This is a genomic window from Streptomyces sp. S.PB5, from assembly GCF_030403745.1.
Taxonomy (GTDB): Bacteria; Actinomycetota; Actinomycetes; order Streptomycetales; family Streptomycetaceae; genus Streptomyces.
In genome coordinates, this window is the sequence record NZ_JAQMWP010000011.1 from 28,198 (window position 1) to 42,934 (window position 14,737).

Genomic DNA, 14,737 nt, shown 5'->3' on the forward strand with positions numbered 1-14,737 from the left:
CTGCGCAAGCACTTCTGCCTCCCCGATTGAACGCGGACCTGCTGGCTCAACTGCCCCGGCTGAACCCGCAATCACTCCAGTGATATCACCTGAGAAATGTGCGCACCGCGCGTTTTCCCACCACTCTGGGGTCTCCAGCAGTGCGTAGCACCGACAAACCATCCGGGAACGGATCTTTCCGGCCCAGCACGCGACGCTCGCGCTGTGGACTCAGCTATCCCTGATCTCGGCGACCGGAGTCCAAGGTGCTTTCGGCCTTACACGTACGGATGGATCAGCCCTTGACGCGGATGCCCCAGCGGCATCTGGTGGTGCAGCAATCGTGCCGCGGCAGGCGCCACCACTTGGAGGCCCGTTGTGGTCGTTAGCTTCTCTGCCGTCGTGCTCCTGGGTGTGATCGTTTTCCTCCTCATGAAGAAGGCGGGCCTGAACGTCGCGCACGGCATCGTGTGCATCCTGTTCGGCTTCTTCCTGGCCAGCAGCTCTGCGGCACCGAGCATCAAAGAGGGCGTGCAGGGCGCGGTCGAGCTGATCGCAAAGATCGACTTCTAAGCCGACCGTCGGGGCATGGGCGAGGTTGTTGGCTCCCCTCCCTTCACCCCCATGCCCTGGCGGTCTTTCCACCACCGGACGTGCCCCGAGGACTTTCGATGATGCCGATACCCGATGTGCCTGCGCGCCTGGCGGTGAGCCTGGCCACCGCTGCGCCGCCGCTGGGGGCCCAACGCCTCTCGCCGCCCGCGCCGGAGGGCAAGAGCGCAGTTCAAGCACGAGGGGAAGCCTCGCCCGTCGGGACTCAGCAGCTCGCCCCATCTGAGGCGCACGCGAGGCAGGAGGGCCATGGGTAGGCACAGACCTGCCCTCGACCGGCATCCGGCCCGGGACGACGCCGCCCTTCGTAGGGTGATCGAGGATGCTGCGATGGGTCGCTGGGAAGGTGCTCGAGAGCTCCTTGCCTCGACGGGGGCCGACTGGGACAGGCGGATCTTCCGTCTGCAGGTCCTCGCCCGCATCGGAGTACGACTGACGTTCGCTGACACATGGGCGCAGGCGGAGCCACGCTCTCCGCACGCCCTGGCGCTGCTGGCCAACGTGCAGGCACTGAGGTCGATGGCTGCCGGCCGGGGACGGGGCGTCAGCGAGGCGATGCGACAGGCGTGGGATACCTGCGATGCCGCCGCTGACGCCTTGCCGAATGATCCATCCCCTTACGTTGTCATGCTCGCGTTGACGCGCTTCCATTCGCCTCCACGCGACCGCGAATGGCGCGCGACGGTAAATCAGCTGTGGCAGCAGGCAATTGAATGCGATCCCTGGAACCGGGAAGCGCACCACGAACTACTCACCTACCTTTTCCCCTCCTGGCATGGCACAGGCGGAGAGGTATTCCACTGGGCACAGGAGCGGTGTGCCCACACCCCGCGAGGGCTGCCGCTGCACGTGCTGCCGCTGGTGGCCCTTGCCGAAACCCACCGCCTGCGCATGGAAGTGGACGGAGACCGTTACGGACTGACCGTTCACCCGTGGACGGACAATCCCTCGACCAACCAGGCGTGGACGAACTGGTGGGACTGCCGGGCCCCCAAGCGGCCTCACGCCGCCTTCCACGAGGACGCCAACTACCTAGCGCACGCCATGTCCTTCGCAGGCCGGCACCTGGAGGCCGCAGATGTCTTCGACGCCATCGGCCCGTACGCCACCGATGTGCCGTGGGGCTACTGCGGCGACGCCACGACCTTGTTCCGCCGCCATCGCGGCTGGGCGATGAAACTCGCCGAGCCGTGAGCACAAGGTCCTGCCGCTGAGTTCAAACCCCTGACACAGCCCAATGAGCTGGACGCATTCACAACGGAGGAAGTACCCCCATGCCCCTAGACACTCCGAGCACCACACAGTCGGAAGAGGAGCGCCTCGCTGAACTGGGCATTACCCAGACACTCGACCGCAGCATGAGCGGCAGGCAGAACTTCGCGGTCAGCTTCACGATCATCAGCATCCTCAGCGGCTGCTTGACCATGTACGCGTACGGCATGAACACCGGCGGCCCCGCGCTGATCATGTGGGGCTGGGTACTCGTCGGCCTGATGACCCTGCTCGTCGGCCTGGCCATGGCGGAGGTCTGCTCCTCCTACCCCACGTCGGCTGGCCTCTACTTCTGGGCCCACAAGCTGGCCCCACGACAGTCCGCGCCTGCGTGGGCCTGGTTTACCGGATGGTTTAACACCTTGGGTCAGGTGGCGGTCACCGCGGGGATCGATTTCGGTGCCGCTTCGTTCCTGAACGCCTACATGGACTTGCAGTTCGGCTACGCGGCCACTCCCGGGCACACGATCGTTCTGTTCGGCGTCATCCTCGTCCTGCACGCTCTCGTGAACACGTTCCGCGTCCGGATCGTGGGCTTCTTCAACACGGTCAGTGTCTGGTGGCACCTGATCGGCGTGGTGGTGATCGTCGGCGCGCTCCTCCTGGTCCCCGATCACCACCAGTCCCCGCAGTTCGTCTTCACCGAGTTCGTCAACAACACGGGCTGGGGCTCGGCGATCTACGTCAGCTTGATCGGCCTGCTGATGGCCCAGTACACCTTCACCGGATACGACGCCTCCGCCCACATGACCGAGGAAACCAAGAACGCCTCCGTCGAGGGACCCCGCGGGATCATCCGGTCCATCCTGGTCTCCTGGGCCGCCGGGTTCGTACTCCTCTTCGGACTGACCTTCGCCATCCAGTCCTACAGCGGCTCCCTCGACTCCAAGACCGGAGTCCCGCCTGCGCAGATCTTCCTGGATGCCCTCGGCGAGAGCACCGGCAAGATGATGCTGCTCATCGTCATCGGAGCCCAACTCTTCTGCGGCATGGCCAGCGTGACCGCCAACTCGCGCATGATCTACGCCTTCTCCCGTGACGGGGCCCTGCCCTTCTCCAAGACGTGGCACAAGCTGCACCCGGGAACCCGCACGCCGACCAATGCGGTCTGGCTTGCCGCCGGCGGTGCCTTCGTCCTCGGCCTTCCCTACCTGGTCAACTCGACCGCGTACGCGGCCGTCACGTCGATCGCGACGATCGGTCTGTACATCGCGTACGTCATCCCGACGCTGCTGCGGCTGCGTCAAGGCGACTCCTTCCGGCGCGGCCCGTGGCATCTCGGCCGCTGGTCCACCCCGATCGGCGTGATCGCCGTGACCTGGGTTGCCGTGATCACCGTGCTCTTCATGCTGCCCCAGGCGTCCCCAGTGACCTTGGAGACCTTCAACTACGCACCCGTCGCCGTCGGCGTAGTGGTGATCTTCGCTGGGGGATGGTGGCTCGCCTCCGCCCGTCACTGGTTCCTCAACCCCCAACACCCGAAGCACGCCGCACAGACCAGCCCCGTCCCGCAGAACGCAGCACGGTGACAGGCCGGGGACGGGACGCAGTCCATTCAGCCCGATAGCTACCCAGTGGGCTCGCTGCCTGCCGCCGCCATGCCAGCGAGAAGGCAGCGAGCCCACGAACCTTCAAGCACCTGCCTCCTCCGCCGCCAGTTCTTGATCTGCAAAGGCACGCCTTCGCCGTGCCCCCGTTCACCGCCTAGTACAGAAAGGGAAATCCGTGAGCCGCATGGACGACGACGCCTGGATGGACGAACTCACGGCAGACGTCCTCGCCGAGCGGTATGGAATCTCGGTCGATTCAGTGGAGTGGACGTCGGCAGACAGCGAGTCCGTGAATCGACGTGTCCTGACCGCTGATGGCCGGCGGCTGCGGGTCGCGGAGTACGCCACATCGGTCGACGTGAACCTGGCGCGGGCGGCATGGGACATGTCGGAGTTCTGCAGGGCCGCCGATCTTCCCGTGCCACGGGTCTGGCCCGACCGTGACGGTGACCTCGTCGCCGTATCGGAGGGCAGCGCGTGGGCTGTGGCCGACGATGTTCTGGGCCGCGCGGACACGAGATCCATGACCATGGCGCGCGCCGAGAGCATGGGCACCGTGCTGGGGCGGATGCACCGGGTCTTGGCTGCGTACCCCTTTCCCGAGTTAACGGTGCGCCCAGACTGGCGCACCATGTCCCCTGATGAAGGGGTGGCCGAGTGCGCGGTCGCGTTGGAGACGATCCGGCAGCGGGACCCTCGCGACCTGGCGCAGGTCCGTGGCCGGCTGCTCGGCCGTCAGCTGGACCTCGTCGCACATACTGATCGACTTCGGGCCGGGCTGCCTGCGGAGTTGACGGACCAGGCGGTGCACGGGGACTTCGCCTGCGCTCACGTGTTCATGGTTGCCGACTCAGTTACCGGCGTCCTCAACTTCCGTAGCGTAAAAGGATCTCCCGTGTGGGAGTTGGGTCGCGCCGCCTTCGATCCCTTCACCGTGGCTCACAGAAACGGCTGGCAGCAGTTCGCAGTACGGATGATCGAGGCGTACCGGTCACAGAATCCCACCCTCCCGCATACCGAAGCCTGTGCTCGAGTCGCATTGCTGGACATGCTCTACGGCTTCCACAGTGCTACCCCAAGCGACGACGAGCCGTCTGAGCAATCGCACGTCGGCCTTGAGCAGTACTGGGGAGATCGGCAGGTGGCGATACGGCGTCTGCTCGCCAGCCTCGACGAGATCGAGGCTGCCCTGACGGATGTCAATCAGGGCCGGTGATCCATGTCCACCACGACGATGCTCAGTCCCTTCGCCTCCAGCTGCAGCGAGGCGGCAAGCGGTGCTGCTGATCCTGTTCACGTTGATCAATTCAGGACGAACGGCCGGGGGCGTTGTCAGTGGCTCATGACATTCTTCACCACCACCCCGCGACTCTGGGTGCGGATGAGATCACTCAGGGTTCGTGACGTTGCCGCGAAGAGAGGCGCCCCCGCAGTGAAGACCTTGCCCGCCATGTTCCACAGCCTGCTCTCCACAGTGACCGACACCCACGAGGTCATCGCCGAGCGCCCCCGTTCCGACTCGCTCCGCACCTCGGTCTGGGAGCTCGAAGCCCCCGACGGCACAAGGTGGTACGCCAAGCAGAACGCGGGCCCCAAACTGCACCGTCGCGAGGTCGACGCCTACACAAAGTGGACTGCCGCCCTCGGGCCGGACCGGACTCCGACGCTGGTCGCCTCTGATGCGGAGACCCGGACGGTGCTGGTCACTGCCGTACCCGGCCAGAGCTTGGACAAGCTGCGGCTGCCGGCCGAGCAGGAGCGGGAGGCGTATCGACAGGCTGGCGCGCTGCTGGCCCGGCTGCACGCTGCCGACCCCCGGCCCAGTTCCTCCACCGAGGCGGGGTCCGAGTGGGAAGCCGACTTGGAGAAGCTGCTGGCAGCCGCCGAGGCTTACCTCACCATCGACGACCTGAAGTTCCTTGGCGCTCTCGCTTCGAAGGCCCCGTCCTGTCTGAATGCCGTGGTGGCGCACGGGGACTACAGGCCCAGGAACTGGATGTGGGACGACCGCGAGCAGTACCTCCGCGTCATCGACTTCGAGCGGACCCAGCACGAGCCCGCCGTACGCAGGGACTTGAGCCGCCTCTACTACCGGGACCTCTACCAGCGGCCTGACCTCGCTGCCGCTTTCGCCAGCGGCTACGCCCACCCTCTCACTCCCGAAGAACAGCAGGCACGCATCGCGTACGGCGTGCTGGACGCGCTGGACTCCGTACGGTTCGGCACCCAGCACCACGACCTGGAGCTCGTCGACGAAGCCCACGCCATGATCATGAATCTTCGCGCCGAGCACACCCGAAGCACGGTCGGGCGGTGACGCCCATGCGCCGGGAGAATCCGCGGCTCGCCAGCGACCCCGCATTCCAAGAGACCCACTTCATCACGATCGACTTCGAGGGCACGACGCCGAAGGGGGCCTCCCCGGAGCCGATCGAGGTCGCAGCCCTGGGAATTCAGCACGCGCCAGGCCAGGGGCCGGTACGCAGCGGGTTCGAGTTCCAGTCGCTGATCCGCCCGCCCCTCCATGCGCCCGTCACCGCGCTCGACACGAAGCAGACCGGCATCACGGCTAGCGACGTCGCCGAGGCCCCCGGCGCCGCCACCGTGCTGCACACCCTGGACGTGGCTCTGCCGGCCCGCCCCAAGATGCTGGTGGCACATCATGCTCCGGTCGAGGCCGGGTTCATCTACCGCTACCGCGACCACTGCCCGCGCCTGGCGGACACGCGATTGATCTGCACCCGACTTCTGGCTCGTCGCGTGTGGCCCGGCCTGCCCTCCTACAGCCTCGACGCGCTGCTGGCGCACTGCGGGATCCCCCAGCCTGCACACCGGCATCGGGCGATGGACGACGTCACCGTCACCGCCGCCCTGTTCCGGGCGCTGCTCACCGACGCCACCCGCCACCACACCCTCCACACCCTCCACACCCTCCACACCCTCGGTGATCTCGTCCGCGCGGCCGGCATCACGCCCCGCACCGCCCGCCCCACACAGCTCGAACTGCTTTGACACACCGTGTTGTTAAGGAGAGGCCTGTGCCCGACCGCCCCGACAACCGCTCACCCCTTGCCCTATCCACCGCCCCACCGGCACAGCGGCACAACCACGACGGCGAGACGGTGCCGTTCATGGTCACCGAATGCCAGCAGTGGCCATGGCATCCCGCTCCCGTCCCATCCGCCCTGCCGATCCGCCAGGTGTGGGGGTGGCTGTTCGTACCGGACGGCCGCTGTGCAGTCCTGCTCGACACCACCTACTGGCTACCGCTGCTGCCCGGCGGGAAGATCGAACAGGCCGACGGCGGCGATCCGACCCGTTGCCTGATCCGCGAGACTCGGGAAGAGGCCCAGGCTGCCCTGGCCGACCCCTGCTACCTGGGCTACGTATACGACGCCGAGGGCACAGTGTTCGGCGGCGGCGGACCTTACGCGCGGGTCCGCTATGCCGCCCGCGTCACGCACATCGCAGCCGCTGCCCCGGATCCGGCCGGGCGGAGCCTGCTGAGGCTGCTCGCCCCGCCGCGACAGGCGGTCGAGCTGTTCGGCTGGGGTGAGCAGGCCCATCTCCAGGCGGAGGCCGCCGAACGTATCGCCTGCGACCGGTGGGGGCTGCGTCTCACACCGGGCGCCAAGGTCGAGGAGATCCCGAGGCAGGGGATGGCTTGGTGAACACACTGGGGGGAGCAAGCGAATCCAGTACCAGCACGGCCAAGGACGAGGGGCCGGAGCCGGTTGTCTCCGAGTCCGAGAAGCTGCTGTTCGGCGGTCCGCTGCGCTATGACCAGGGCTGGTCACGGCATGAAGACGCCCGGCTGAACATCACCTTCACCGGCATGGTCAGGCAGCTGCCGGCGCAGCTGGTGACCGTGGTCCGGTTGGCCTGGGCGGCCGACCGCAGTGCGACCTGGCAGTTGATCGGTGCCGAGCTGGGCCAGGGCCTGACCCGTATCGTCACCCTGCTCGCGGTCAACGCGGCCCTGGCACATGTGATGGCCGATGGCTCCCTACAGGAGCAGGCGCAGGCGGCCGCTCCGGCGCTCGTGGTCGTTGCAGTGGCCATGATGGTGGCGTCGCTGTGCCGGTCGCGCTCGATCTATGCGACGGGCCGGCTCGAGCCGAAGGTCGAGCGGAAGGCGACCGAGACCTACCTGGAGCGGGCCTGCCAGGTCGAACTCGCGGCGATCGAGGACGACGACTTCCACCGGCTGCTGGACTCCGCGCAGCACGGAGCGATGGCCGCCCGGTTCTCCGTCCGCATGGGCACCCAGGTCATCAACGCGCTCCTCGGGTTCATCGCCGCGATCGGTGTACTGACCGTGCTCCACTGGGCGTTGATGCCCATGCTCGTGCTGATGGCGCTGCCCAGTGGCTGGTCGGCTCTGGCGACGGCCCGGCGCCGGTACCGGTTGTGGCAGACGTGGGTCCAGCACTCGAGGGCGTGCTCGAAGATCTCATCGATGATCATTGATCCGAAGACGGCACCGGAGATCCGGGTGCACCAGGTTGGCCCGTTCTTGCTGGAGCACTATCGCGGCATGTCGGAGGCCGCCGAGGCGGAGAAGGAGCGGGTGGCTCGCCAGGAGGGGCGCACCGTGTTGATTGCCTCGGCATGGACCGGTCTGGCCACCGCCGCCACCTACAGTGCCCTGTTCGCCCTGCTGTGGTTCGGGTTCATGGACCTTGCGGTAGCGGGCACCGCCATCATCGGCATCCGCACCGGGGCATCCAGCCTGACCACGCTGGTCAACCAGCTCAACTCCCTGAACAGCGAGATCCTTTACGTCGCCGACCTGCAGCGGCTGATCGCCGAGGCGGACCAGCGGGCCATCCCGTCCGGCGGCGTGGACCTGCCGGAGCAGGTGGATGAGATCCGCTTCGAGCAGGTGTCGTTCGCCTACCCCGGGCAGGACGGCGAGGCCTTGAAGGACGTGTCGCTGTCCATCCCCACCGGGAAGATCGTGGCACTCGTCGGCGTCAACGGCGCCGGCAAGTCGACGCTGGTCAAGCTGCTGGCCGGGCTGTATCAGCCGAGTCGTGGCCGGATCCTGTGGAATGACGTGGACGCTGCACGGGCCTCGCGGGAGCAACTGGCCTCGCGGATCGCGATGGTGGCGCAGGACTTCACCCGATGGGTGTTCACCGCCCGGGTGAACGTGGCGATCGGCCGTCCCGAACTGCCCATGGACGATGCCGGGCTGAGGCCAGCCATCGACCACGCCGGCGCCCAGGAGGTCATCGCGAAGCTGCCCCGGGGGCTCGACACTCTGCTCGGCCGAGGCTTTCGCGGTGGCGTGGAACTGTCCGGCGGACAGTGGCAGCGCCTCGGGATCGCTCGGGCAGCCCACCGGGCCGGCGAAGTCTTGATCGTGGATGAGCCCACCGCGGCCCTGGACGCCCGGGCCGAGTTGGAGGTATTCGACCGGATTCGGGCGCTCGCCGATGCTGGGCAGACCATCGTGCTGATCACCCACCGGCTGGCCTCGGTACGGCACGCCGACCTCGTGCACGTCCTCGACGACGGCCGCCTCGTCGAGTCCGGCAGCCCAGACGAGCTCCTCGCCCAGGACGGTTCCCTGTATGCCGAGCTCTACAACCTGCAGGCCAGCCAGTTCACCACCGAACCAAATGGCAGCGCATACGGGATCCCGGCACAGAACGGGCATGCAGCAAAGCGGAGTTCGGCGCAGGATGGTGCACGGTGACGGCGACCGGGTCCGCCGGGAGTTTATGGCGGCACGCGGACTTCCGGTGGTACTGGGCGGGCCAGAGCGGCAACGTGATCGGCAGCGGTGTCACCTCGATCGGCACGTCGGTCCTCGCCGTGGTGGTCCTGCACGCCACCACAATGCACGTCGCGTTGATCGCATTCGCCGGGAAGCTGCCGCAGCTGCTGCTGTCCCTGCATGCCGGGGTGCTGGCCGACCGCTACCGCAAGAAGCCGATCATCATCAGCTGCAACGCGCTGTGCGCCGCGACCCTGGCGAGCATCCCGATCGCCCAGTGGCTCGCCAGCGTCACTCTGGGCCAGCTGTTTCTGGTCGCCTTCCTCGTCTCGGCGTTCAACGTGATCGGCAGCAACGCCGCGATCAGCTACCTGCCCAGCCTGCTGTCCGGCGAGCAGCTCAAGGAGGGCAACTCCAAGCTCGGGGCGTCCAACTCGCTCGCTGACCTGGCTGGCAACAACCTCGGCGGCCTCCTGGTCACCGCGCTCGGCGCGGCCCGCGCGATCGCCCTGGACGCCCTCTCCTATCTGCTCTCCGCCTGGTGCCTACTGCGCGTCCGCCACCGCGAGCCCGCCCCCGAGCCGCGCCGCGCCGGCGTAAGCCACTGGGCGGAGATCAGGGAGGGCCTCGACTACACCCTCACCCAGCCGGTCGTGCGCGCCATCGTGCTGGCCAACTCCGCCACCTCGTTCGTCCTCGCCGCCAGCTCGGCGCTCTGGTCGCTGTATCTGCTGCGGAACCTCGCCTGGAGTCCGACCGCCCTCGGCCTCGTCATGGGCGCCGGCGGCGTGGGCGGGTTTATAGGCGCCCTCGTCTGGCGGCCGCTCGAACGGCGCTGGGGTCCGGGACGGGTCATGCTCACCGCTCTCGCCCTCAACCCGCTCGCCCAGCTGCCACTCGTCCTGGCCGGACCGGGTCTCGCCGGGCAGCTCGCGATCGGAACGGGCATGGCCCTCCAGACCTGCGCCGCGGTTGCCCACGGCGGTCTGCAGCGCAGCGTCCGCCAGGAACTGTGCCCCGCCCACCTGCAGGGCCGCGCCCAGTCCACGGGCGCGTTCCTTGCCTTCGGCCTGCGGCCCTTCGCAGCACTCCTAGCCGGCGGGCTCGGCACCTGGATCGGGCTGCGCCCGACCCTGACGGTGATCACGTGCGCGCTGCTCGTGCCGTTCGGGGTGCTGTGGCAGTCCCCGGTTCGTGCCCTGCGCTCCATCCCGCTGCAGGCCCCTGCTAGCGCGGAGTCCAGGAGCCTGTCATGAGCAGTGCATCAGGCGTGCAGCGCACCGTCCGCAGACACACCGTCAAGCCCAACTGGGCCGGTGCACACCGGACATCGCCGTACCTGGAGGCGGGCTGGAGTGGGCGGATCACGCCGAGGAAATCCAGAGAACTCACTTCGTCGGCATCGATCCGCTCGGTGCCCGCCGCGTCATCGAGATCGACAACATAACCGGCCGGGCCGACGGCCAGATCGCCGAACTGTGGGAGGTCGAGCTCAAGACGCTTCTCCACGACCCGTCCCCTGTGCGGTATGTGGCGCTCAACGAACTCGAGGCACGGGCCCTCGTCTCCCAGACGTACGGAATCGATGTGACGGCGTCGTGCGATCTGAGCCGGGTTGATCGCCAGCGCCGTTGGAACTGGAGCTGTCCGAAGCGCGAGTTTCCCACAGGGTGGTCTCGTCGAACCCGGCGCGCAGCAGCTGGCCGGCTTCACCTCCGCGGCCTTACGTTCCACGGGATGATCTCGACATGGAGTAGGTGGCCGAGTACGGGGAGATGGGTGTCGTAGGTGGTTGCGTTGTTTCCGGGGGCCATGGTGCCCGCCGCGCGAGTCGATACGCATCCGGTCATGGGAGCGGACGGCGTTCTGCAGATCTACCTCACCCGGTACATCGCCGACATGCCGGATGACATAGCCCCGGAGCCGGAGACCCTGGACCTGCATTTGATGGCGATCGACCCGCCGGTGTGGGCCGAGCACCGGGAGAAGATGCACCCGCGGTACGGGGTTGAGCGGAACGCCGTCCACGGACGTTCGCCCGGGTCCGAGGAGAACGACGTGGGCCGGGCGAATGTCATCGTCACCGCGGCCAAGGACAAGCCGCCGCTGCTGGTGCTCGACGAGACGATGCACCGGTTCCCCCATGTGTCGGCGATCGGAGTGATCACGAGGCGGGTGGAGGGCAGGGCTAGCTGTCTGGTGGGGCTGCGGACGCGGTTCTCTCACTACATGCTCCCCGGGGCGACCAAGCCCTGTGACGCCAAGGGCTATGTCGTCACCATGACGGCGGCCAGCACGAAGGCTGGTCCGTTGTTGCTGTATCCGTCGGCACTGCTGGGGTGGGCGCGCTGGTGGACGCGGAATGCCACCGTTTTGTCCGACCGGGAGAGGTACATGGAGGAACTGCCTCCGCCTCCCCTGTCTTTGGACATCACAGAGGCGTGGCGAACCTTCCGTATCGATCTGTCCGAACCTGAGCTCACCCGGTGGCCGGCCCCGCCGCCTCCGCCCATGCTGTATGGCGCGCCCGACCATTAGCTTCCGGACGGGATTGGAGCGGTCAACCGGATTCCGAGGCGCTCCAGACGGACGACGTGCTGTGGCCCCAGCGAGACAACGCGGACCTCGTACGGGACGCGAGTGCTTGGTGTCGATACCCGACAACGGGCACAGGGGGTTATGGGCAACTCTGTCCGCTACCGAGACGCCGGTTGCGAGGATCAAGTACGCGGCGTGCGAGCGGTTGAACGCGATGGTCATGCGTGTGTCCACGTCGTAGCCGACGACTCGATGGCCCACCTCGGCTGCGCGTCCGGCGCGCGGCAGTCCCACGTAGCCTGGGCCGGCGACACAAACTCCATGACGACTCCGATCTGGGTAAGGAGCGGCTGTGCCCCTGGTTTCTGTGGTGATGCCGGTACACAACTCGGCAGCCACGCTCCGGCCCGCGGTCCGGTCGGTCCTGGCGCAGACCCACACCGATCTCGAACTGCTGATCACCGACGATGCGTCCTCGGACGACTCGATGGATCTGCTGCGGGACTTCGCCCGCCAAGATGAACGTGTCCTGGTGAAGGCGGCGCCGGAGCAGTGCGGCGCAGGCCGCGCCCGCAACCTCGCCATGGAGCGGGCCAGGGGGAGCTACGTTGCCTTTCTCGACTCCGATGACCTGTGGCTGCCCGCGAAGTTGGAGCGGCAGCTCGACTTCGCGAAGGCGGGCGATGCGCCGCTGACGTACACGTCCTACTTCAAGATGGATGCCGACTACGCCGGTGAGGCCGTCGACTTCGTGCCCAATGGGCGGGTGGTGCAGGCGCGGTCGCGTGTGGACTATTCGGCGATGCTGCGCCGGGACTACATCGGCGCTCTGACGGCCATGTACGACCGTGCGGTGCTCGGCACGCGGCTCATGCCGGAAATGCCGAAGCGTCAGGACTACGGCCTGTGGTTGAGCATCCTGCGGGATGGCATCGATGCCCGGGGATTGACCGAGCCGCTGGCGGTGTACAGGGCCAACCGGGCAGGGTCGCTGTCGTCCAACAAACTCGGCCTCATCCCCTACAACTGGGCGTTGTATCGCGAACACGAGCATCTGTCGGTCCCTCGGTCGACGCGGGCACTGGCCGGAGCCGTATGGCAGTCGCTGTGCAACTCGCGGATCTAGAGCGCCCAGCGCGGTCGGGTCGCGTGTCCCCGCCTAGCGGCAGAGCGTGACATCTGTGGTGATGTTGTTCGCCCGGGTCGGGGGTGGTGTGAGGGCCCATTGCGGGTGCGTGGGCTGGTTGTTAGCCTCACTTCGATCTTCACTTGTTGTAGGCGTGCCGCTACGAATCGGGGGTTGGTTATGGGGCGACCGTGGGAAGCGGATCCGAGCGCCGGTTTTGTTCGCCGACTGGGCAAGTCTCCAGCCGAGTTGGGGCTGACGAGTGAGTCGGAGACGTGCCCGGACATCTGGGAGCTGTCCAACGGCGATCTCGCGGTAATAGGCCGGGACGTGACCGAGAAGGTCTCTGATCGGCTGCCCGAGGGAGTCTCGATAGGCCCTGATGAGCGTCTTGTGATCATTCCGCGGAGTCTGGCTGCCGCAGCGAAGACGGACATGCCCGATGCCTGATGTAACGGGGTCTGCTGTTCCGGACTTTGAGGCGCCAGGTATCTGCACGGTTATCGATGCGGCCCCAGAGGTACGTGGTGAGTTCCTCCCGGTCGAGGAGTACCTTGCGGCGTTCCGCGAGGACTATGCCCGCCCGGAGGTGAAGACGTTCGACAAGCTGGAGTGCGGGCAGGTTTTCAAGGAGCCTGGGTCCGCATCGTGGGGCGCATTTTCCCGGGGCGATTGGCCTGAGGCTGTACGCCTTCTACAGGATGCGGTGCCGGCGATGGGGCAGCAGTTCACGAAAGCGGAGGAGCGTGGCCTGACGCTGCGCCGGGTCCGGTATGTGGAGGTTCCGCCGTCGGACTACCTTGTGTGGGAGATGGCCGTGTTGCGTGAACGGGTGCGCTTGGGCGAGCAGGTTCGGGTCTTTGTCAGCCAGGGCCGACCCGGCTTTTCAGCACCCCCCCCCCGCTGGTTTTCCGAGCTTGTCATCATCGGGACCGTTCGCCTGTATGAGCTGCGGTACAAGCCAGATGGTGTGATCGCTGGGGCTTTTCGCTTCAGTGCACCCGAGTTGATCGATGCGTGCCGGGCGGACTTCGACCGGCTGTACGGGGCGGCGGAGGACCTCCCGTCATTCCATGATCGGGTGACCGGTCCGCTGTTGCGTGATCGCTGCGCGGGGGCGTCGGCATGACGTCTCCTCCAGCAGATAGTTCCCCGAGTACCGTGCAAGTTCCGCGTCTTCGTCCTCGCCCGTGGTATCGGTCGCGGGCCGCGACGCTGGCGTTGGCCGTGGTGGCTATCGTCGGCGCAATGGGGCTGGTCGTCGTATCACCGCTTGCCCTACCTGCCTTGGACGGTGGTGGGGAGGACTGGGAGCGGATCGGCAACATCGCGCAGGCCTACGGCGCTGTTTCGGCGCTGCTGAGTGGGTTGGCGGTCGTCGGTGTCGCCGCCTCGCTCGTCCTGCAGGCTCGTGAAGCGAAGGCTGCCAGGGCGCAGAATGGGCGTGCTCTGCACATGGAGCTCATGAAGCTGGCCATGGAGAACCCCGAGTATCTCGACTGCTGGGGTGGCCCCGATTCGTCGCGGACGGTACTGCTTCGACGGCAGCATTTGTACGTCAACCTGGTGTTGTCGCACTGGGAGGTTTCGTACGAGCTGGGGAACATCACGGATCACTGGGTCGCGGCGACGGCGGACGAGCTGTTCGCTGGGGAGGTCGGCCGCTCGTTTTGGGCCCGGGCACGCGCGAGCCGTATAGCGACGGCGAAGACTCGGCGGTCGCGTCATCTTCAGCAGATCATCGACTCACGCTACGAGCACGCGCTGCTCACTCCGCCGCGTACGGCTCCGGCTTTGCCTGATCTCGGGGTTTCTGGCGTCACGCCGCCGCGTGTGGGTGATTCGGAGAGCTCTGCCCGCACGGACACCTGACAGGCGCGGGCCCGGTCTGGAGGAGCCAGCATGCTCTGCCCCGGCCTCACAGGGGGGCGGGGG

The 14,737-nt window shown here is 67.0% G+C and carries 15 protein-coding genes; 14 read left to right on the plus strand and 1 reads right to left on the minus strand.

The features are described 5' to 3' along the window. The first annotated feature begins 357 nt into the window (after window positions 1-357). From PH203_RS27860 to PH203_RS27900, 9 genes are all read left to right on the plus strand, one after another. Window positions 358-552 (plus strand): hypothetical protein, encoded by a 195-nt coding sequence (locus tag PH203_RS27860; protein WP_200688470.1) that lies wholly within the window; start codon window positions 358-360, stop codon window positions 550-552. Between the two features lie 351 nt (window positions 553-903). Then, entirely contained in the window at window positions 904-1,785 is an 882-nt protein-coding gene (locus PH203_RS27865; protein WP_289923274.1) for a hypothetical protein, read from the plus strand. A gap of 80 nt (window positions 1,786-1,865) precedes the next feature. Then, window positions 1,866-3,392 carry an amino acid permease gene (locus tag PH203_RS27870; RefSeq protein WP_289923275.1) on the plus strand — a complete coding sequence of 509 codons (1,527 nt, stop codon included), beginning with the start codon at window positions 1,866-1,868 and terminating at the stop codon, window positions 3,390-3,392. A gap of 205 nt (window positions 3,393-3,597) precedes the next feature. After that, entirely contained in the window at window positions 3,598-4,629 is a 1,032-nt protein-coding gene (locus PH203_RS27875; RefSeq protein WP_289923276.1) for a phosphotransferase, read from the plus strand. Window positions 4,630-4,863: 234 nt separating this feature from the next. Next, window positions 4,864-5,730: an aminoglycoside phosphotransferase family protein gene (locus PH203_RS27880; RefSeq protein WP_289923277.1), complete on the plus strand. Its 867-nt coding sequence runs from the start codon at window positions 4,864-4,866 to the stop codon at window positions 5,728-5,730. A gap of 5 nt (window positions 5,731-5,735) precedes the next feature. Beyond that, the gene (locus tag PH203_RS27885) at window positions 5,736-6,425 is read left to right on the plus strand and encodes a 3'-5' exonuclease (RefSeq protein WP_289923660.1); all 690 of its coding nucleotides are present in this window, start codon (window positions 5,736-5,738) and stop codon (window positions 6,423-6,425) included. Window positions 6,426-6,451: 26 nt separating this feature from the next. Then, entirely contained in the window at window positions 6,452-7,084 is a 633-nt protein-coding gene (locus PH203_RS27890; RefSeq protein ID WP_289923278.1) for a hypothetical protein, read from the plus strand. Then, window positions 7,081-9,117: an ABC transporter ATP-binding protein gene (locus tag PH203_RS27895; protein WP_289923662.1), complete on the plus strand. Its 2,037-nt coding sequence runs from the start codon at window positions 7,081-7,083 to the stop codon at window positions 9,115-9,117. The genes PH203_RS27890 and PH203_RS27895 overlap by 4 nt, the downstream gene beginning before the upstream one ends. Beyond that, entirely contained in the window at window positions 9,114-10,394 is a 1,281-nt protein-coding gene (locus PH203_RS27900; protein WP_289923279.1) for an MFS transporter, read from the plus strand. Before PH203_RS27895 ends, PH203_RS27900 begins: the two co-directional genes overlap by 4 nt. Here the strand turns inward: PH203_RS27900 and PH203_RS49715 are convergent. After that, window positions 10,366-10,647 carry a hypothetical protein gene (locus tag PH203_RS49715; RefSeq protein WP_354671273.1) on the minus strand — a complete coding sequence of 94 codons (282 nt, stop codon included), beginning with the start codon at window positions 10,645-10,647 and terminating at the stop codon, window positions 10,366-10,368. The two genes, PH203_RS27900 and PH203_RS49715, sit on opposite strands and share 29 nt — an antisense overlap. Window positions 10,648-10,986: 339 nt before the next feature. Here PH203_RS49715 and PH203_RS49720 point away from each other — a divergent pair, with 339 nt between their 5' ends. The 5 genes from PH203_RS49720 to PH203_RS27925 all read left to right on the plus strand — a co-directional run bounded on the left by PH203_RS49720 (window position 10,987) and on the right by PH203_RS27925 (window position 14,674). Further along, window positions 10,987-11,676 carry a hypothetical protein gene (locus PH203_RS49720; protein WP_354671274.1) on the plus strand — a complete coding sequence of 230 codons (690 nt, stop codon included), beginning with the start codon at window positions 10,987-10,989 and terminating at the stop codon, window positions 11,674-11,676. A 352-nt stretch (window positions 11,677-12,028) separates the two neighbouring features. Continuing rightward, a complete protein-coding gene (locus PH203_RS27910) occupies window positions 12,029-12,802 on the plus strand; it encodes a glycosyltransferase family 2 protein (protein ID WP_289923280.1) in 774 nt (257 codons plus the stop codon). Window positions 12,803-12,982: 180 nt separating this feature from the next. After that, the gene (locus tag PH203_RS27915; RefSeq protein WP_289923281.1) at window positions 12,983-13,252 is read left to right on the plus strand and encodes a hypothetical protein; all 270 of its coding nucleotides are present in this window, start codon (window positions 12,983-12,985) and stop codon (window positions 13,250-13,252) included. After that, window positions 13,245-13,931 (plus strand): DUF6879 family protein, encoded by a 687-nt coding sequence (locus PH203_RS27920; protein WP_289923282.1) that lies wholly within the window; start codon window positions 13,245-13,247, stop codon window positions 13,929-13,931. Before PH203_RS27915 ends, PH203_RS27920 begins: the two co-directional genes overlap by 8 nt. A 119-nt stretch (window positions 13,932-14,050) precedes the next feature. Next, on the plus strand, window positions 14,051-14,674 hold the full coding sequence (locus tag PH203_RS27925; protein WP_289923283.1) for a DUF6082 family protein: 624 nt from the start codon (window positions 14,051-14,053) through the stop codon (window positions 14,672-14,674). Window positions 14,675-14,737 lie beyond the last annotated feature (63 nt).

Bases quoted from the DNA above. Each gene is read 5' to 3' on its own strand.
- PH203_RS27870 (WP_289923275.1), top strand. From the start codon at position 1,866: ATGCCCCTAGACACTCCGAGCACCACACAGTCGGAAGAGGAGCGCCTC.
- PH203_RS27885 (WP_289923660.1), top strand. From the start codon at position 5,736: ATGCGCCGGGAGAATCCGCGGCTCGCCAGCGACCCCGCATTCCAAGAG.
- PH203_RS27880 (WP_289923277.1), top strand. From the start codon at position 4,864: ATGTTCCACAGCCTGCTCTCCACAGTGACCGACACCCACGAGGTCATC.
- PH203_RS27875 (WP_289923276.1), top strand. From the start codon at position 3,598: ATGGACGACGACGCCTGGATGGACGAACTCACGGCAGACGTCCTCGCC.
- PH203_RS27915 (WP_289923281.1), top strand. From the start codon at position 12,983: ATGGGGCGACCGTGGGAAGCGGATCCGAGCGCCGGTTTTGTTCGCCGA.
- PH203_RS49720 (WP_354671274.1), top strand. From the start codon at position 10,987: ATGGGAGCGGACGGCGTTCTGCAGATCTACCTCACCCGGTACATCGCC.
- PH203_RS27920 (WP_289923282.1), top strand. From the start codon at position 13,245: ATGCCTGATGTAACGGGGTCTGCTGTTCCGGACTTTGAGGCGCCAGGT.
- PH203_RS27925 (WP_289923283.1), top strand. From the start codon at position 14,051: ATGGGGCTGGTCGTCGTATCACCGCTTGCCCTACCTGCCTTGGACGGT.